The sequence below is a fragment of the Terrabacter terrigena genome, assembly GCF_042676085.1.
GTDB lineage: Bacteria > Actinomycetota > Actinomycetes > Actinomycetales > Dermatophilaceae > Terrabacter > Terrabacter terrigena.
In genome coordinates this window covers 63,984-81,502 of sequence record NZ_JBHTKH010000014.1, presented here as the reverse complement: position 1 = coordinate 81,502, position 17,519 = coordinate 63,984, and the positions used below count along the sequence as shown (strand labels likewise).

Annotated in this window: 14 protein-coding genes; 7 read left to right on the top strand and 7 right to left on the bottom strand. The window is 71.4% G+C overall.

Annotation, left to right across the window (positions count from 1 at the left end):
* Window positions 1-15: 15 nt before the first annotated feature.
* From ACFQ2V_RS17390 to ACFQ2V_RS17380, 3 genes are all read left to right on the top strand, one after another.
* Complete coding sequence (locus tag ACFQ2V_RS17390; RefSeq protein WP_386054116.1) at window positions 16-1,914, top strand: potassium transporter Kup; 1,899 nt, start codon at window positions 16-18, stop codon at window positions 1,912-1,914.
* A gap of 191 nt (window positions 1,915-2,105) precedes the next feature.
* Entirely contained in the window at window positions 2,106-3,851 is a 1,746-nt protein-coding gene (locus ACFQ2V_RS17385; RefSeq protein ID WP_386054115.1) for a lamin tail domain-containing protein, read from the top strand.
* Window positions 3,848-4,456 (top strand): SH3 domain-containing protein, encoded by a 609-nt coding sequence (locus tag ACFQ2V_RS17380; RefSeq protein WP_386054114.1) that lies wholly within the window; start codon window positions 3,848-3,850, stop codon window positions 4,454-4,456. Before ACFQ2V_RS17385 ends, ACFQ2V_RS17380 begins: the two co-directional genes overlap by 4 nt.
* 137 nt (window positions 4,457-4,593) lie before the next feature.
* Here the strand turns inward: ACFQ2V_RS17380 and ACFQ2V_RS17375 are convergent, their stop codons facing one another.
* Together ACFQ2V_RS17375 and ACFQ2V_RS17370 are read right to left on the bottom strand one after the other, a co-directional pair.
* Complete coding sequence (locus ACFQ2V_RS17375; RefSeq protein ID WP_386054113.1) at window positions 4,594-5,550, bottom strand: M48 family metalloprotease; 957 nt, start codon at window positions 5,548-5,550, stop codon at window positions 4,594-4,596.
* A gap of 13 nt (window positions 5,551-5,563) precedes the next feature.
* The gene (locus ACFQ2V_RS17370; RefSeq protein ID WP_386054112.1) at window positions 5,564-5,992 is read right to left on the bottom strand and encodes a BlaI/MecI/CopY family transcriptional regulator; all 429 of its coding nucleotides are present in this window, start codon (window positions 5,990-5,992) and stop codon (window positions 5,564-5,566) included.
* Between the two features lie 191 nt (window positions 5,993-6,183).
* Here ACFQ2V_RS17370 and ACFQ2V_RS17365 point away from each other — a divergent pair, with 191 nt between their 5' ends.
* Both ACFQ2V_RS17365 and ACFQ2V_RS17360 read left to right on the top strand, forming a co-directional pair.
* Window positions 6,184-6,888, top strand: coding sequence for a DedA family protein (locus ACFQ2V_RS17365; protein ID WP_386054111.1), 705 nt, complete (start codon window positions 6,184-6,186; stop codon window positions 6,886-6,888).
* Window positions 6,885-7,487 (top strand): phosphatase PAP2 family protein, encoded by a 603-nt coding sequence (locus tag ACFQ2V_RS17360; protein ID WP_386054110.1) that lies wholly within the window; start codon window positions 6,885-6,887, stop codon window positions 7,485-7,487. Before ACFQ2V_RS17365 ends, ACFQ2V_RS17360 begins: the two co-directional genes overlap by 4 nt.
* A gap of 303 nt (window positions 7,488-7,790) precedes the next feature.
* On the opposite strand, the gene ACFQ2V_RS17355 is transcribed toward ACFQ2V_RS17360, so the two are convergent.
* From ACFQ2V_RS17355 to ACFQ2V_RS17335, 5 genes are all read right to left on the bottom strand, one after another.
* A complete protein-coding gene (locus ACFQ2V_RS17355) occupies window positions 7,791-10,607 on the bottom strand; it encodes an alkaline phosphatase family protein (protein WP_386054109.1) in 2,817 nt (938 codons plus the stop codon).
* Between the two features lie 8 nt (window positions 10,608-10,615).
* Window positions 10,616-11,992, bottom strand: a complete 1,377-nt coding sequence (locus ACFQ2V_RS17350) for an ABC transporter permease (RefSeq protein WP_386054108.1) — start codon at window positions 11,990-11,992, stop codon at window positions 10,616-10,618.
* The gene (locus ACFQ2V_RS17345) at window positions 11,989-12,960 is read right to left on the bottom strand and encodes an ABC transporter ATP-binding protein (RefSeq protein WP_386054107.1); all 972 of its coding nucleotides are present in this window, start codon (window positions 12,958-12,960) and stop codon (window positions 11,989-11,991) included. The genes ACFQ2V_RS17350 and ACFQ2V_RS17345 overlap by 4 nt, the downstream gene beginning before the upstream one ends.
* An 84-nt stretch (window positions 12,961-13,044) precedes the next feature.
* A complete protein-coding gene (locus ACFQ2V_RS17340) occupies window positions 13,045-14,565 on the bottom strand; it encodes a helix-turn-helix domain-containing protein (RefSeq protein WP_386054106.1) in 1,521 nt (506 codons plus the stop codon).
* A gap of 8 nt (window positions 14,566-14,573) precedes the next feature.
* Window positions 14,574-16,154, bottom strand: a complete 1,581-nt coding sequence (locus ACFQ2V_RS17335) for a phospholipase C (protein ID WP_386054105.1) — start codon at window positions 16,152-16,154, stop codon at window positions 14,574-14,576.
* Window positions 16,155-16,645: 491 nt separating this feature from the next.
* Here ACFQ2V_RS17335 and ACFQ2V_RS17330 point away from each other — a divergent pair, with 491 nt between their 5' ends.
* Both ACFQ2V_RS17330 and ACFQ2V_RS17325 read left to right on the top strand, forming a co-directional pair.
* Window positions 16,646-17,077, top strand: coding sequence for an ABC transporter substrate-binding protein (locus tag ACFQ2V_RS17330; RefSeq protein WP_386054104.1), 432 nt, complete (start codon window positions 16,646-16,648; stop codon window positions 17,075-17,077).
* Window positions 17,002-17,517 (top strand): hypothetical protein, encoded by a 516-nt coding sequence (locus tag ACFQ2V_RS17325; RefSeq protein WP_386054103.1) that lies wholly within the window; start codon window positions 17,002-17,004, stop codon window positions 17,515-17,517. Before ACFQ2V_RS17330 ends, ACFQ2V_RS17325 begins: the two co-directional genes overlap by 76 nt.
* The last annotated feature ends 2 nt before the right edge of the window (window positions 17,518-17,519 follow it).

Below are 17,519 nucleotides of genomic sequence, written 5' to 3'. Positions count from 1 at the left end.
GAAGGATTTCGGGTCGTGGAAGACGAATCGGAGCACTCACGAGGTGGCGTGGTCGGGCTGGCACTGGGTGCCCTCGGTGTCGTGTTCGGCGACATCGGCACCTCACCTCTCTACGCCCTGCAGACGGTGTTCTCGATCGACCACAACACGGTCGCCGCCACCCCGGGAGACGTCTACGGCGTCATCTCGTTGGTGTTCTGGTCGATCACGGTGATCGTGTCGGTCAAGTACGTCGCGTTCATCCTCCGCGCCGACAATGACGGGGAGGGCGGCGTCATGGCCCTGGCGGCCCTCGCCCGTACCGCGGTGCGTCCCGGTGGGAGACGCTTCGGGTTCGTGATGCTGCTCGGCGTGCTGGGCGCGTCGCTGTTCTACGGGGACAGCGTCATCACCCCGGCCATCTCGGTCATGTCAGCCATCGAGGGCCTCTCGGTCTCGACGCCCTCACTCGCCCACCTGGTCGTGCCGATCGGAGCGGTGATCATCACCGCGCTCTTCGCCGGACAGCGCTTCGGCACGCAGGTCGTCGGTCGGTTCTTCGGCCCCGTCATGGCGCTCTGGTTCGTCGTCCTCGCGGTGCTGGGCCTCGGACAGGTGCTTCGTGACCCTGCGGTCATCACCGGGCTGTCGCCGCACTACGGGCTGCTCTTCGTGATCGAGCACCCGGTCGTCGCGTTCGTGGCGATGGGGGCGGTCGTGCTGTCCATCACCGGTGCCGAGGCGCTCTACGCGGACATGGGTCACTTCGGCCGGCAACCGATCCGGCGCGCCTGGTTCTTCGTCGTGTTCCCCGCCCTGACACTGAACTACCTCGGGCAGGGAGCCCTGCTCCTCGAGGACCCTTCGGCGGCCACGAACCCGTTCTTCCGACTCGCGCCCGACGCCCTCAGGCTGCCCCTCGTGGTACTCGCGACGGTTGCGACGGTCATCGCGTCGCAGGCCGTGATCTCCGGGGCCTACTCGGTCTCACGCCAGGCCGAACGACTCGGCTACCTGCCGCGCCTGACCGTGCGCCACACCTCCGCCCACGAACGGGGCCAGATCTACGTCCCGGCCATCAACACGACCCTCTACCTCGGCGTCATCCTGCTCCTGGTGACCTTCCAGTCGTCGCAACGTCTCGCGACGGCATACGGCCTCGCGGTGACCGGCACGTTCCTCATCACGACGACCCTCTTCCTCATCTACGCCGAGGCGCACTGGGGCTGGAACCGCTGGCAGCTCCTGCTGCTCGGTGTCCCGCTGGCGGGACTGGAGCTGACCTACTTCGGGGCCAACCTCACCAAGCTCGCGCACGGCGGCTGGCTGCCCGTTCTCATCGCGCTCGCCGTGGCCACCGTCATGCTGACCTGGCAGCGCGGCCGAGAGCTCGTGACGGAGCGACGCGCGTCGATGGAGGGGCCGCTCGAGCCCTTCATCGACTGGTTGCACGACGACCCCGTCGACAAGGTTCCCGGCACCGCCGTCTTCCTGCATCCCGACAAGCAGTCGACACCCCTGGCACTGCGCGAGAACGCCACCTTCAACCACGTCATCCACGAGACCGTCCTCATCGTCAGCACGGCCTCGCTCGACGTCCCCTTCGTGGCGGACGACGAGCGGGTGGTGCTCGACCACCTGGGCGACCCCTACGACGCCATCACCCACCTGACCCTGCTGTTCGGCTTCCAGGAGGACCAGGACATCCCCGGCGCCCTCGCCCTTGCGCGTGAGCTCGAGATCATCGACGTCGACCCCGAGACGGCCTACTACTTCCTCTCCCGCATCACCATCCAGCGCGGCTCCGGCCGTGAGATGGGTGGGTGGCGCAAGCGGCTCTTCCTCGGGCTGGCACACAACGCGGCCTCCCCCACGGAGTACTTCCGACTCCCCGAGGACCGAACCGTTGCCATGGGCGCAGCCGTGGTCCTCTAGCCACAGGGCCCGGAGCGCCCTCGTCGGGCGGCTCGCCTCGGCAGAGCGACGGGCCCGCCGGCGACGGGAGATTTACCCAAAACCCACCCAATCCGGACACCTCGTTTCCTCGCCGGCCGCATTCCCGCCGATACGTTCCTCCCCGCGTGGATCCCCACGCCACCGAAGAGACGCACCCCAGAGGACCGTCCGTGCCCCGACCCCGCCTTGCCGCCCTCCTGCTCATGGGTGCCGCCGCCGCGGCTCCCGCCACCCTGCTCACCACCGCCCCGGCCGTCGGCGCGGCCGCCGACGCACCACACTGCTCGACGTCCGGCAGCTGGCGCCCGGGCGAGCTCAACGTCTACTGGTTCGACGTCGAGCAGGGCGACTCCCAGCTCGTCGTCGGCCCGAGCGGCAAGACCCTGCTCATCGATCTGGGCGAAACTGCTTGGAACTCAACCGGATCGGGCACCAGGGCCACGTCTGTCGCGGCCCAGATCCGCTCCATCTGCGGCATCGCCTCCGGACCCGTCCACCTCGACTACGTCATGGCCTCGCACCATCACCTGGACCACATCGGCTACCCGGGCAACCCCAACGACGCGCCGACGGCATACGGCAACGGTCTCTACCAGCTGCTCACACCGACATCGGCCGGCGGGCTCGGCTTCACCGTCGGCCAGGTGATGGACCACGACGGCGGCGTCTGGACGGACAGCAACGGCGACAAGGACTGCGACGTCGGCACGACCGCCGCGCCCAGCACCGAGACCGCCTGGCACAACGTGGGCACCACCTCGCAGACCTCGAAGCGCTGGATCTGCTGGCTCTACGGCCCGACCGCCCAGCCCGACCGCGCCAACATCGACGGCAAGGTCCTGCGCCTCAGCAACGCCGCGGCATGGCCGACGCTCGACCTGGGCACCGGCGTCACGTCGACCGTGGTGGAGGCGAACGGCAAGGACGTCACCGAGGCCGACGGTGTCACGCCGGTCAGCGGCGACCACAGCACCGACGCACTCCCACCCAGCGAGAACGACTACTCCATCGGTCTGCGCACGGCGTTCGGCCCCTTCGTCTACGCCACGGCCGGGGACAGCGACGGCGAGTACGCGACGAGCGCCAACAGCTACACGTACAACAACATCGAGGCACTGCTCAGCACGAAGATGGGCGCCGTCAACGCGCTCCGGGCCAACCACCACGGCTCGGGCCACTCGTCGTCCGACGCCTACCTCAACGCGACCAGGCCCCAGGTGGGGTTCATCTCCTGCGGCGCCAACTCCTACGGCCATCCGGGCAACCGCACACTCGACGCGTTCCGAGCCGTCGGCGCCGACATCTTCCTGGCGAACGACCCGTGCGACACGACGGACCCGAGCGGCGCGCCCATCGACTACACCGGCACCCTGAACGACAACGGAACCGTGCACCTCGCGACGACCGGCTCCGGAGCGGGCTTCACCGTCGACTACGACGCCGGCACCAAGACGTACACGACCAGAGCCGGGGGCGGCGGAGGCGGCGGGTCGACCGGCGACCCCACCCAGGTCCAGGTCAACGAGTTCCTGATGGCCCCCTCGGGCACGGGCACCGAGTGGGTCGAGCTCTACAACCCGACGACGGGCCCCGTCGACGTCGGCGGCTACTACGTCGACGACCTCGCGGGCGGTGGCGGGGCCCCGAAGGCGGTCCCGGCCGGCACGACGATCCCCGCGGGCGGACGCTGGGTGATGGACGTCGGCACGGGCTACCTCAACAACACCGGCTCGGAGTCTGTGCGCTTCCTCAAGATCGCCGGCGGGGTGGAGACCGTCTACGACAGCTACACGTACTCGCTCGGGTCCACCCAGTACGACAAGGTGTTCCACCGGAGCTCTGACGGCGGGGCCTGGTGCGCCACCATCTCCGCGAACGTCACCAAGGGCACCGCCAACCCCGCGACCTGCCCGTGAAGCGCCGACTGACGGCCGGCCTCGCCGGGCTCGCCGTCCTCGCGGTCCTCGGCGTCGCCACGACGGCGACGGCGGAGGGCGGGGACACAGGTCCCACTGCCCCGCCGCGGCACACTGCGGCCGCCCCCGCCGTCGTGCCGGTCTCCCCCGCGACGCCGTTGGTGCTGGTCAGTGGTCGCGACGACCACGGGGAGCTCGCCTCCACGCACGTCGCGCTCTATGCCGCGCCGGGCAGTCACCGGCCGGTGGCGGAGGTCCACGACGGCACGCTTGCACGCGTCGTGGCGGTCGAGGGCACGTGGCTTCGTGTCAAGACCCGCGAAGGCGCGCAGGCCGAAGGCTGGGTCGACGACTTCCACCTCCGGCGCCCGATCCACCTCGTCGGCCCCGCACCCACGTCTCGGGCTCAGCTCGACGGGCGCGCGCTCCCCGCCGGCGAGCAGGCGGTCGTCCTCGACGTCGAAGCCGGGCGTGCACGCGTGCAGCTCCTCCACGGGGCAGCCACCGGATGGGTCACCCGCGGTGCCGTGCACGAGCTGGCACCGAGGCACGGCTGCGGGTCGGCTCCGTCGGACGCCACCGCCGGACACTCACACGGTCACTGAGCACCAAGGGAGGCGTTGGCGGCTGCGACCGCGCTCCACGCGGGCGCCGTCAGGACACCTGTCCCGGCGGCGCACCGCCGCCGCCTCCGGGCCGCCGGGCCGCCGGGCCGCCGGGCCGCCGGGTGGAGCTGACGCCGTCACGTGCACCAGGTCGCCGACACGGACGCACACCGGTCATGGGCACGCTCGAAGTGGGCCTCAGCTCTCAGGCCGATGCCCAGCGCGCTCATCGCCGGAGACAGCGCGAGAAGGGTGAGGGCGACCGCGAGGATCCGTCGCGGTCGTGGTGCCGGAACGAGCATCGCGCGCGCTCGGGCCGCGATGGGGGCCCCGTCGAGCTGGAGCACCGCAGCGACCGCGGCCTTGTCACGGGTCCGGCTCGTGGTGCGGGCGAGGGCCGCCTGGGCCAGCGCCTGGGCGACCACGCGTCGGTCGCCGACGTGCGTGGCGGCGGTCTCGTCGGCCCAGCGTTCGACCGCTTCTCGCACGACCTCGACGCCGGGGCGCAACAGCGGGTTGGCGGCGGCGGCGAGCTCCGCGGCCTGGATGAAGAGCTGGTGGTGCCCGGCCAGGTGCGCGTCCTCGTGGGCCAGCAGGACGCGTCGCTGGCCCGGCGTGAGCGCCCGGAGCATCCCGGTCGAGACGACGGCACGGCCCGGGAGGCCCGGCAAGCCCTGGACGGCATACGCGTCAGGGTGCTCGTCGTCGACGACGACGAGGCGGTCGGCGGCCGGGAGGCCTCGGCAGGCCAGGCCCGCGTCGGCCATCGAGCGTCCCGCCGCGACGAACCGCCGCAGCGCCGCGACGAGGAGCCACACCACGACGACACCGGCCACGGCGCCCAGCCACGGCGGGGGCGCGCCGGCCGCGACGTCGGGCGACCACAGGGCAGCGCGCGCCACGGCAGGTACAGCGGCGGCTGCGGCGAACGCGGCCACGGACAGTACGAACCCGGTGGCGGCCGCCGTGAGGAAACTCGCCGTCGTGACGATGACGACGGTCGCGGCGGGCGGCAGCAGCGATGCGACCAGGCGGGACCGGCGCACGAGGAGCGTCCCCGCCAGGACGGGCACGAGCCAGAGCACGGTGACCACGCCCGGGTCCGCCTCAGTCTCCCGCGGCCGGGCGCGGAGCGCCGGGCTGCGTGCCGGGGTCATCGGGCGACCCGGACAGCAGGCCCGTCAGCAGTGCCTCGTCCTCGCTGGACAGGTCGGCCACGAACCGGGCCAGCACCCCGGCGCGGTCGGCCTCGGCCTCCAGCAGCCGGTGCATGCGGTGGGCCGTCATCGAGGCATCGACGTCCTCGACGCGCGTGGCCAGCTCGTAGGCGAAGGCCCGGCCACGCTTCTCGCGCCGGAGCACGCCCTTCTCGTGCAGACGGGCCAGGGTCGTCATCACCGTCGTGTAGGCCAGCTGCGGCCCGAGCTGGGCGTGCACCTGCGCCGTCGACATCGGCGCGGTCGCCGCTGCCACCGTCGCGAGGACCTCGCGCTCGAGCCCACCCCGCGCACGGGCGCCACGCTCACCGGACGTCATGAAACTTGCCTTCCGCCATCGTTGCTACTACAAAGAAGATAGTAGATGATCGTGGTTCCTCACCATGATGCCCCCGCACGGATGGTCTCGCCGAATCGTCAGTGCACCCGGACCGACCGTCTCGGGCCGGCCCGAAGCGTCCGCGTCGTCCGCACGCGTTCGCCGGTTTCTGACCTCCAGGAGGTTTGCACGTGCATGCCGCTGCCATCGGCTGGCTCGACCCGGCCACTCTGTTGACCCGCTTCGGCGGCGCGTTCCTCTGGGTCGGCGTCGTCTTCGTCTTCATCGAGTGCGGGCTGCTGTTCCCGTTCCTCCCCGGCGACTCGCTGCTTTTCGCCACCGGCCTGTTCATCGCCGACGGACACCTGCACCTGCCGCTGGCACTCGCGCTGCCTGCCCTGTTCCTCGCGGCCATCGGGGGCAACGCCGCCGGGTACGAGATCGGTCGGGCCGCCGGGCCGAGCCTCTACCGGCATGACCGCAGGTTCCTGCGCCGCGAGCACCTGGACCGGTCGCACGCCTTCTTCGAACGCCACGGCAGCAAGGCCCTGGTGCTGGGCCGGTTCGTGCCCGTCGTGCGCACCTTCGTCACGGTCGTGGCCGGGGCCAGCCGGATGAGCCGCCGGCACTTCCTCACGTGGTCGGCCATCGGGGCCGCGATCTGGGTCACCACCCTGACCCTGCTCGGCTACTACCTCGGGCGCGCCTTCCCCGGCCTTCAGGACCGCATCGACCTGCTCGTCGTCGGCATCGTCGCACTCTCCCTCGTCCCCGTGGCCGTCGAGTGGCTCCGGCACCGCCGGGACCGCAGCCCCCGAACCGACCAGCCCCAGTCCGACCCGACGGACCAGACCGACCAGCCCGACCACTCCGACCAGACCGGAGCGTCCACGTGACCGCACCCACCGACGCCAACCAGACCCTCTTCAGCCAGGTCAACGACCTCGCCCGCCACACTCCGTGGCTGCACGGCATCACCGCCGGCTACGCGAAGTACGGCGTCGTGCTCTTCGGTGCACTGGTCCTGGTCGCCGTGTGGCAGTCCCGGCACGCGCCGCACGCGAAGCTCGCGGCTGCGCTCTGGGCGGGCGTCGCGACCCTCGTGGCCGTCGGGATCAACCAGCCGATCGTCTCCCTGGTCGCCGAGCCCCGCCCCTACCAGGCGCACCCGGGCATCCTCGTGCTGGTCACCCGCAGCACAGACTGGTCCTTCCCGTCCGACCACTCCGTCATGGCCGGTGCCTGTGCAGTCGGGCTCCTCGTCGCCTCGCGACGCCTCGGCGCCGTGGCGGCCGGGGCCGCGCTGCTGATGGCTGCCGCCCGCGTCTACGTCGGCGCGCACTACCCCCTCGACGTCGTCGCCGGCCTGGCCGTCGGCTCCGCCGTGGCCGGCGTCGGCTGGCTGGTCCTGCGCGCACCGCTCGTCCTGGCGGTCTCGCGGGTGCGCCGGCTCGCGCCGGTCCGTGCATGGTGCGAGCCCCACCCGGGCACCTGAGGACCATCCTGAGCAGCGTCGAGCGACACCGGTGGCCCCATCGCTGGTGGGGTGCCGGAGTGGGCGTGGAGTCGCCACCTCCTCAACTCTCGCGCTCTGTCGCGTGCGCAGCACGGAGACCAGTGCCGTGGAAGTGACAGGCACCCCGGCGGGTCGCAGGCGGTCATCCTCCCCACCTGCGCGGACCTGGGGGCTGTTCGAGCGCCGCAGCGGCGCGACGGCGACCGGGGCAGGGCCGCATCAGGCCCTGCCCCGGTCGAGTGGCTTGCTCAGTCCCTGTCAGTCGTCAGTCGTCAGTCGTCGTCAGTCGTTCTCAGCCGGCGGGAGGTTGGCGCCCGGGACCTCGGACGGGGCCAGGACCTTGCCGTCACCCGGGTAGGGCGTCTTCCACCCATGGGCCTGGTACCAGGTGAACCGGTTCATCTGCTCCGGGTTCGCGAAGTCGGCCACCGCGCCGTTCCCGCTGAGGCGCTGTGACTCCTTCCACCGGCCCCACGCCGCAGCGACGGGCTTCTGCGACTCCGGCACCGCGGTCTCGGCAGCCACGTTTGCGTTGACGGCCTGAGCGGCTGCACCGGTCTGGCCCAGCGTGTCCGGCCCGCAGGCGGGGGGCGTCGCGACACCCTCGGTGAGCGGCACCTCGTTGGGCAGCGCCGTGAACGGCGTGTAGTCCGGCGTGGACTGGAACGCGTCGAACATCGGCGAGGCGGCAGCGACCTTCTGGTTCAACGGCTGCGCACCGAGGATCTGCTCGATCGTGCGGATCATCGAGATCTGCGAGTAGTAGGTGCTGACGACCTTGCCGTGCGCCGCATACGGGCTGATCACCTGGATCGGCGCGCGGTGCCCGTCGACGTGGTCGGCGCCGTTCTGGCTGTCGTCCTCGACCACGAAGATGGCCGAGTCCTTCCAGTACGCGCTGTGCGAGATCTCGTCGACGATCCGGCCCACCGCGAGGTCACCGTCGGCGACCTGGGCGCGGGCGTCCGGGGCCCCACCCGTGTGGTCGCTCGACAGCCACATCATGTTGAGGTTGGCCGGCCCGTTCTTCGCGAACTCCTGCTTCCAGATCTGGTGGCGGTAGACGTCGGGGATGTTCGTGTCGAACATCGGCGACTCGTGGTTCGAGATCGCGTTGAGCGACGGGATCGGCGACTGCACGTCGAGCCGCAGCGACGGGTCGACGAGCTGGCCGGGGTCGCCGCCGTGCTCGACGCTCTGGGCGGCGCAGTAGTACTTCTGCCACGTGGCGCCGGCGGGCTTGTTCTCCCAGGCCATGAACTCCCCGAAGTTGCGGGCCGTCTTGCCGGCGGCCTGCGCCGCGGTCCAGAGGAAACCCGAGCGCTGGTGGCCCAGGACGTCGTCCTCGGTGTCGTAGCTGCGGGTGTACTCCCCCGCGCTCGACTCGGTGTACTCCGGGTTGTCGCCCTGCATGAGCCAGTTGTGGCCCTCGGCCGAGTTCGTGCCCACGTCGTAGGTGTTGTCGTAGAGGCCGAACTGCCGGGCGAGCGCGTGCTGGTTCGGCGTGACCGTCCGACCGAACTGCGCCAGCGTGGCGTCGCCGTTGCCGCGGGCGTCGTCGCCGTACACCTGGTCGTACGTGCGGTTCTCCTTGACGAGGACGAAGACGTGCTTGATGGTCGACGGGTCGCCGATGCGCCTCGGGACCGGGACGGCCTTCTGCCTGTTGCCCGTGGCCACCTTCACGTCGGTGTCGCTGTCACCCCAGCCGTTCTGGGCGAAGACGGTCGCGCTGGTCTCCTCGATCTGCTTGTCGCTCGGCAGCGTGAAACGGGTCAGCGACGCGGTCGTGCCGTGCGTGCCGTGCCCCGTCGCCGGCGAGGTGCCTGGACCCTGCTTGAAGGTCAGCAGCGGCCCGCGTGCGTCGATCCCACGCGTGTTGGTGACGACGACCTGCCCGCCGACGGACGCGAGCTCCGTCGGGTAGTAGTCGGTCGGGAGCAGCCCGACGAAGCTCACGGGCTCCTGCGGGTCGCCGTGGTAGCGGTACACGGCCACGGCGTTGGCGCGGCCGAGCGTCACGAGCAGGTGCCCGTCGGGCGTCAGGGTCACGCCGTTGGGCTGGTACCCCACGTCCGAGCCCTTCCAGGGCTGCGTGCTGATCGTCTGGACGACCTTGTCCGAGTCGGTGTCCAGCACGGACACGGAGTCGTCGAACGTGTTGGTGACGAACAGGGCCTTTCCGGCCGCGTGCATCGCGGTCGGGTGGAGCCCGACCGAGATCGAGCGAACCTGTGCCGCAGGCTTGCTCGTGTCGATGACACTGAGGGTGCCGGTCGTCGACGTGCCGAGCCGGCCGTCCGCCGGGACCTCGGTGCCGTACGAGTTGATCGTCGTCTCGCCCGGCTCGGCGGACCGCCCGCCCTCGTTGCTGACGTAGAGCTTGTCGCCGACGAGGGCCAGCTGACGCGGTGCGGTGCCCACCGCCCAGCTCTGGGTGACCGTGCCGGCGACGGGGTCGATGAGCACGACGCGGTTCTGGCCGTTGACGGCGGCGTAGAGCTTCGAGCCGTCGGGCGAGAAGGCGGCCTTGCCGGTCAGGGCCTTGGCGCCGTCGACCGTGGGGATGTCGACCTTCGTGGCGGCCCCGAGCGTGCCGTCGGGGTTGACGGCATACCGGGTCAGGCCGGTCGCCTGCGGCACCCAGAGGAACTTGCCGTCCGGGGAGTACGTCGGCCCCTCCTGGCCCACGGTGTTGTCGGACACCTTCTGGTTCGCCGAGGCGGCGCTGCCGACCGTCCAGATCAGCTTGTACGTCTGCAGGTCGAAGATCTGCACGGAGATCGAGCGGTCGTTGCTCGTCGCCGCGAGGTAGCGACCGTCGGCGCTCACGGTCGATCCCATGAACTTGCCCAGCTGGGTGAGAAGGCGGTCACCGATCGGCTTGACCACCTGGTTGTCGGAGACCTGGATCCCGGAGCTGTACTCGGTGCCGACCTGCTGGTCACCGAAACCGACGGTGCTGGCGTAGGCCTCGACAGCCGAGCCTGCGACGACCAGGGCGGCCGTGGAGGCGAGGACGATGCGGGCGCGGCGGCCGCGGACGAGGGCCGAGGCGCTCTGCCGAGAGTCTTCCCGGCGTTGTCTCGTGACATGCATGTGCGTGGTTATCCCTTCGGGGTGGGGTCGAGCAGGTCGACGATGCCGTCGAGCTGCCACAGCGGGTTCGGTGCGTCGCCGCGGAGGGTCCTGACGGTGAAGCTGCCGTTGACCTCCTTGGGTCCGTCACCGTCGGCGACGTACCGCCCGTCGGCGGCCACGTCGAGCTGGTAGATGGCGGTGCCGACCGCCGAGGCTCCGGGGAGGTGCCAGCTGACGACGCAGCGCCAGTCGGCGCCCGGTCCGTCGTCCTCCACGCGGCTGCCGCCCCTGTCGCACGCCGCCGTGGTGGCCAGCTGCGACTCGGTCACGTCGGTCCGGTGCAGCTCGGCGGTCTGCAGCCGGTAGAGGTGCGCGAACGAGGTGGCCAGCGAGGCCTCGAGCTTCGGCCTGTCGATGCCGGTTCCGCGGGCGGGAGACGCCACCGCGAGCGCCAGGCACGAGACGGCGAGGACGCCGCACAGGGGCGCGGCCGCCGCCAGCGCGCGGCGACCCGACCCGTCGTACGAGAGGTCGGTGAAGTCGCGCCGCAGGAACAACAGGTATGCCGTGGCCGTGGCCGCGGCCGCCCAGAGGAGGCTGATGCCCAGTCCCAGGAGCAACGGCCCGGTCTGCGAGGGGTCGGTGGACAGCCCGCGCCATGCGACGAGCGCCTGGGTCGGCAATGCCAGCCGAACCGCCACGGGTAGGGGCAGCAGCTGGACCAGCGCCATCACGGAGGCGACCAGAGCCGGCACCAGCAGGCCCATCGGTGACCGACCGACCACGACGGAGCCGAGCAGGCCCAGCGCTGCGAAGGCCGCCGTCGGCGCCAGCACGCAGAGCCACGCGAGCAGGACGATGCGAGCGGCCTCAGCCGGCTCGATGACGCGGCCGTCGAGGCCCACGAGCGGATGGTCCCCGACGCCCGCCAGACCGCCCACGACGCTGGAGACGGCGAGGAGCAGGACCGTCAGCAGGATGACGGTGCTGCTCGCGAGGGCCTTGGCGGCGAAGATCCGCCGCGGCGACCGGACGGCCATCAGCAGGTGGCGCCACGTGCCGGTCCGGTCCTCGGCCGCGAAGACGTCGCCCGCGACGAGCGATGTGAGCAGCGGCAGGCCGTACGAGCAGGCGGCGTCGAGCACGACGAGCGAGCCGGCCCACCCGGTGGCCCCCATCCACCGACCGAAGACGGTGTCGGCCGGCAGCGAGCTCTGGTTGCCCATGACGGCCACGAAGACCGCCGGCCCGACGAGACAGGCGAGCAGCAGCAGCCGGATCCGCCACAACGAGAGGATCTTCAGCAGCTCGAAGCGGTAGGTCTCGTAGAGGGGCGCCGAGCGGGGTCGCGCAGCCGGGTGGGGGCCGGGCAGCGGCGCGGGGGCGACGTCGGTCGCGGTCAACGGGACTCCTCGATGTCGGGCGCCGAGCTCCCGGCGCTGGTGCCGGTGAGCGTGAGGAAGGCGGACTCCAGCGGCGAGACGACCGGTGCCAGCTCACGCACGCTGAGTCCGGCGCCGACCAGCTGGATGACGAGCTCGTCCATCGCCGCGACGCCGCCGCGTACGAGCAGCTCGCACTCGCCTCGCCGGCGCGCCGCCTCGTCCTGGTCCAGGACCCGCAGACCACGTATGCCGTTGGCCACCCGGGCGGCCCCGGCGCGGTCCGTGGTGGCAACCCGGTAGTCGACTTCACCACTCTCGAGCGCGAGCTTGCCCAGCGTCCCCGAGAACACGACCCTCCCCGTCGCCAGCACCGTCACCTCCGCGCAGAGCGCCGCGAGGTCGTCCATCCGGTGGCTCGACATGACGACCGCGGTGCCCGTGGCGGCCAGACCGGTGATGACCCCGTGCACGTGGTTCTTGCCGGCCGGGTCCAGCCCGTTGGCCGGCTCGTCGAGCACGAGGAGGCGCGGTCGCGTCAGGAGGGCGGCCGCCAGTCCCAGCCGCTGACGCATTCCCAGCGAGAACCCGCGCAGCGCATCGTCGGCGACCGCATCGAGACCGACCTGCTCGAGCGCCTCCTCGACCTCCCGCGCCGCGACGCCCCGGCCGCGCAGCCGCGTGAGGGCGGCCAGGTTCTGCCGCGCCGTGAGCGTCGGGTAGAGACCTGGACCGTCGACGAACCCCGCCACACCGTCGGGCACGGCGAGCGCCCGCCCGACAGGCGCCCCGAGGATCTGCAGCGTGCCGCTGTCGGCGCCGGCGAGGCCCAGGAGCAGCCCGAGCAACGTGGTCTTCCCGGCGCCGTTGGGTCCGACGAGGCCGTGGACCTCGCCCTCGGTGACGTCGAGGTCGACCGCATCGAGCGCGACGACGTCACCGAAGGTCTTGGCGATGCCGCGGGCCCGGACCGCGAGTGGCGTCTGCATATCGATCCCGTCGACGAAGGAGCGGACACCGAGGAAACTAGGTTCGGCCGCAGGCATCGACGGGGCGCTGAACGGAACCTTGCGTTAAGGGCCAGGGGCGTACTGGCGGGACGTGCAAGAACCTGTTGAGCCGGCGGGCAGCACCGCGCCGGTTGCGGACACGCGCCGGTCCGCGCCGTCCTCCTCCAGGCGGACGGCCCACTGGAGGTCGCTCTCCGAGACACCGACGGCCAGACCCAGGCTGGAGACGACCCTGTCGACGACGGCCAGACCCACCTCGGGGCTCACGGGCACCCAGTCGGTGACCAGCTCCACCGCGTCGGGGTCGTAGCCCATTCGCACGTCCGCCGTCCAGCCCTGCGGCAGCCGCACGGTGAGGTCGCCGTCCTCCGGGAATCGGAGGCAGCCCAAGGAGAGCGACGCGGAAGCGAGCGGCACCTCGATCCGGCGGTTGCGCCAGCTCAGCCTCAGGGGTCCCGGCCCCGCCTCCTCCGTCACCGCCCTGACGGCAAGGGTTACCGGCCCGAGCCAGAAGTCCGGGAAGATCGTCGCGACGGTGTCGTGCCTCACGCGCGACGTCCGCACCGGTTCGAAGCAGCTGAAGCCGTACGCGTCGTACGCCCTGTCGAGCAGCGCAGGCAGGTGGGGCACCCGAGCCCGCCGACCCGACTCGTAGTTGTGGATCTGCATCATCGACACGGCCGGCCTCCTGTGGCCGGTGACCGGCGCGGTTGGAAGGCGCTCGTGGAGCAGCCGGGTCACGGCCGCAGCCGTCTCGGCCTGGGACATGCCCCGGGCGTTGCGCAGCCGACGATGCAGTGCGCGCTGCCCCTCGGCGGAGCGGGGCGGCCTGGGTCCGTCCGACGCGACGGGCGGGGGCGCCGCATCCTCGCCGCGCCGCCACTGCGCCTCGAGAAGATCCCACCGTTGCGCGTCGACGAGCCGTCGCAGCCTGGTCCGCAGCGCCCCCGTGTTGCCTCCGGCCAGCCCCTGGACGCTGTCGACCACGAGCGTGAGCATGGGGTCGCCCGGGTGGCTCAGGACGACGTCGCGCAGGGCCGCTGACGAGATCCTGGGCACACCGAGCCAGTCCGGTGGCACGCCCTCACCGAAGTCCACCCAGACCGGGGTCTGCGTGTGCACCGTGACGGCCCAGTTCGGGTCGAGCCGCGGGGCCTGCACGAAGAGGCCCTCCGGACCCACCTCGTGGTCGATGCCGAGGGCGAAGACCCGGAGACGCGCGAGTCCCTGCACTCGCCCGGCGCGCGGGGGCCTGACCCAGGCCCACACCGGGCCGGCGGAGCCGTGGAAGGCGTGGCTCCAGCGCGTCCGGGGCTCCAGGGCCGAGGTCCCGATCGACCTGGACAGGCCCGCGAGGCAGCCGCCGGCGCGGAGGACGGTGTCGAGCTGGTCCAACGCTCGCGCCGGGATCCCCCGGACGCCCGTCTCCCACGCGCTGACGGCGGCCGCGCTCACGTGGACCTGCTCGCCGAGCTCGACCTGGGTCAGGCCGCTTCCCTTTCGCCACGCCCGCAGCAACGATCCCGGTGACGTCAGCACGGACTGTGGGCCGGTGGCACGCGGCATACGGACGGGGACGGTCACGCGTTGCGTCAGCCCCTGACGGGCTGACCCGTGTCGGGATCGAGGACGAGGTGCGCGGTGCGGCCCCGGCGGTCACCGTCAGCCGCGGTGGAGAAGTCGAACAGGTTCGTCAGGGGCCCGGCCTTCGTGTCGAAGGAGGAGTTGCCGACCCGGCCCGTGCTCCAGTTGTCCTCGACGAACTTCAGGATCGAGGTCTGGTCGGTGACGGTGTGGCCGACGAAGTTCTTCTTCGCGAACGGGGAGATGACGAGGAGCGGCTGCCGGGGGCCGTAGCCGCACCGGTCCTGGTAGCCGCCGGAGACGTCGGCCGGGTTGTCGCCGCACGTGCCGGGGCCGGTCAGGGCGTCGTTGGCCTCCTGCGAGTGGTTCACGATCGGGGACATCTGGTGGTCGTACCAGCCGTCGCTGTCGTCGTAGGCGACGACGACCGCCGTGTCCTTCCACTCCGGCGTCTTCTGCAGCCGGTTGAGGGTGTCGACGAGGAAGCGCTGCTCGTCCAGGGGCGTGGAGTACCCCGCATGGCCGTCCTGGAACGCGGCCGCCTTGAGGTAGCTGACCGACGGCATACGACCGGCGCCGACCGCGGACCAGAAGTCGGTGAGGTCGTACTGGTGGTTCGCCGGACCCGCATGCCCGATCTCCGCCGTCGACGACGGTCGGGTGTGGTCGAGGTTGGCCGTGCTGGCGTAGTACTGGAAGGGCTCGTGGTGCGGGATGTAGTCCTTGCTCACGACGCCGCCGGCGTCGGTGTGCGTGGCGGTGCAGTCGGCGAACCCGCCCTGGAACCAGCCCCAGGTGACGCCCTTGGCGTTCAGCAGGTCCCCGATGTTCTTGTTCCGGCCGTCAGCCGAGGCGCTGGTGTCCCGGGAGTCGCAGCGGTCGCCCGTCGGCTGTGGGTCCCCGATCACCGTGGTGCTCGTCGCGGGCACCGCACCCCCGTCAGGGGTGAACCCGTGGGTCTGTCCCGAGACGAGGTTGAGCGCGCCGGGGGTGGAGGGTCCGAACGTGGTGCTGTACGAGTTGTCGCTCATCGCGAAGTGCTGCGCGTAGTTCCAGAGGCCGGTCACGGTGTTGCCGTCGTAGTAGCCCATCACCAGGCCCTTGCCGTGGCCGTAGTCGGCGCACGTGCCGGCGCCGCGGCCGACGGTCTCGACGAACTTGTCCATGGCCCCGTGGTCGAAGGCCTTCTGCTCGTCGGTGTACGTGTGGTCCTGGTCGCAGGTCTGCGCCTGGGACCGGCCGAGCCGGAACGGCTGCACCGAGTTCGGGTTGTTCGGCGCCTGCAGCGAGGCCCCGAGCCCGTTGACGGACGGTGTGCCCGGCGCGGGCCGGAACGCCGGCTCGCCGGGGGCGTTCGCGGCGTGCGGGTACGTCGCGAAGTAGTGGTCGAACGAGACGTTCTCCTGGTAGATGACCACCAGGTGCTTGACCGGGGTGGTCGTCGCGGCCACCCGGTCGCGGCCGACGGCGGGCGCGCCTGCGGCGCCGGGGTCCGCGGCGACGGCCGGGACGGAGGCTGCCAGCAGGGCAAGGGCGCCGACTGCAGCGGCCAGTGGGCCGCGCGCCTGGCGCAGGGGGAACACGCTCATGAGGACTCCTGGGAGTGAGGCTTCGCCGCCACGGGAAAGCGGCTTTCGTACGCTTTCGTCGGCGCCTGAGAAAACCCTCCACCGCCGGGGGCCGGGGCATGAACGCTGCGCGAACCCCTGACGGCCGTGAGTCGACGACCGTTCATCGACGTCCGGTGGACGACCCCTTCGGCTGGGGCTACAGGGCCGACCTGGACCGAGGTGGACGGAAGCCGATGGTCACCGACGACGGGGCAGGTACCGGTGCTCGGGTCGGCCCGTGGCCCCGTACGACAGGTCGAGGTCGATCAGCTGCTTCCTGACCGGGGTCGCGAGACAGCGCTGGGCCGTCGGGCGACTGGCGCCGAGGAGCTCGGCCACCTCCGCGGCGCCGATCGACCTGGGTGAGGCCGCACGAGTAACCCGCGACACGCCCCGGCGACACCCGCGGGACCAGCAAGCCGCACGACCAGCAAGAACAGCACGACCACACGACTCGAAGGAGAGTTCCCTTGAACACCAAGCGAATCGGCGCCATCGGCGCAGCCCTGCTCGCCGCGTCCACGATGGCCGCCTGCGCGAACAACGCGTCCGGCGCGAGCGTGGCCGGCGGCCCCGTCGACCCCAGCGCACCCACCGTCACCATCATGGTCGGCGGCATGAGCAAGCAGATCTACCTGCCCTTCATGCTCGCCAAGCAGCTCGGCTACTACGCGAAGGCCGGCGTCGACGTCAATCTCGTCGACGAGCCGGCCGGCGGCGACGCGACGCAGAACATGCTCGCCGGCCAGGTGCAGGGCGTCGGCGGCTTCTACGACCACAACATCGCGCTCCAGGCGCAGGGCAAGTCGTCAGAGGCCGTCGGTCGATGCTGCAGATCCCCGGCGAGGTCGAGCTCTGCCGCAGCGACCTCAAGGGCACGATCAAGAGCCCGGTCGACTTGAAGGGCCAGTCGCTCGGCATCACCGACACCGGCTCCTCCACCGACTTCCTCAGGCAGTACCTCAGCAAGAAGAACGGCGTCGACCCGACGCAGGAGACCCGCCGCGGCGTCGGGGCCGGCCAGACGTTCCTCGCCGCGATGAAGCAGAAGACCATCGCCTGCGGCATGACAACCGAACCCACCGTCAGCAAGGCCCTCTCGGACGGCACGGCGTTCATCCTTCTCGACACGCGCACCACGAGGCACAGCCAGAGCGCGCCCCTCATGAGGCAGCCCGACCCGTCCCCGACGTGGGCGGGCCGCCTTGCGCGTCCGCCGTCCTGCGCCAGGGCAGCCGTACCACGGTGCAGCCCGGTCTCAGCGGAGGTTCAGGTGCCGGCCCGTAGGGTCGGGGTCGTGAGAGACGACGGCACCGGACCCCGCCGCCTGCGGCAGGTCTGACC

Bases quoted from the DNA above. Each gene is read 5' to 3' on its own strand.
- ACFQ2V_RS17370 (WP_386054112.1), bottom strand. From the start codon at position 5,992: ATGACGTCCGGTGAGCGTGGCGCCCGTGCGCGGGGTGGGCTCGAGCGC.
- ACFQ2V_RS17355 (WP_386054109.1), bottom strand. From the start codon at position 10,607: ATGCATGTCACGAGACAACGCCGGGAAGACTCTCGGCAGAGCGCCTCG.
- ACFQ2V_RS17345 (WP_386054107.1), bottom strand. From the start codon at position 12,960: ATGCAGACGCCACTCGCGGTCCGGGCCCGCGGCATCGCCAAGACCTTC.
- ACFQ2V_RS17335 (WP_386054105.1), bottom strand. From the start codon at position 16,154: ATGAGCGTGTTCCCCCTGCGCCAGGCGCGCGGCCCACTGGCCGCTGCA.
- ACFQ2V_RS17325 (WP_386054103.1), top strand. From the start codon at position 17,002: ATGCTGCAGATCCCCGGCGAGGTCGAGCTCTGCCGCAGCGACCTCAAG.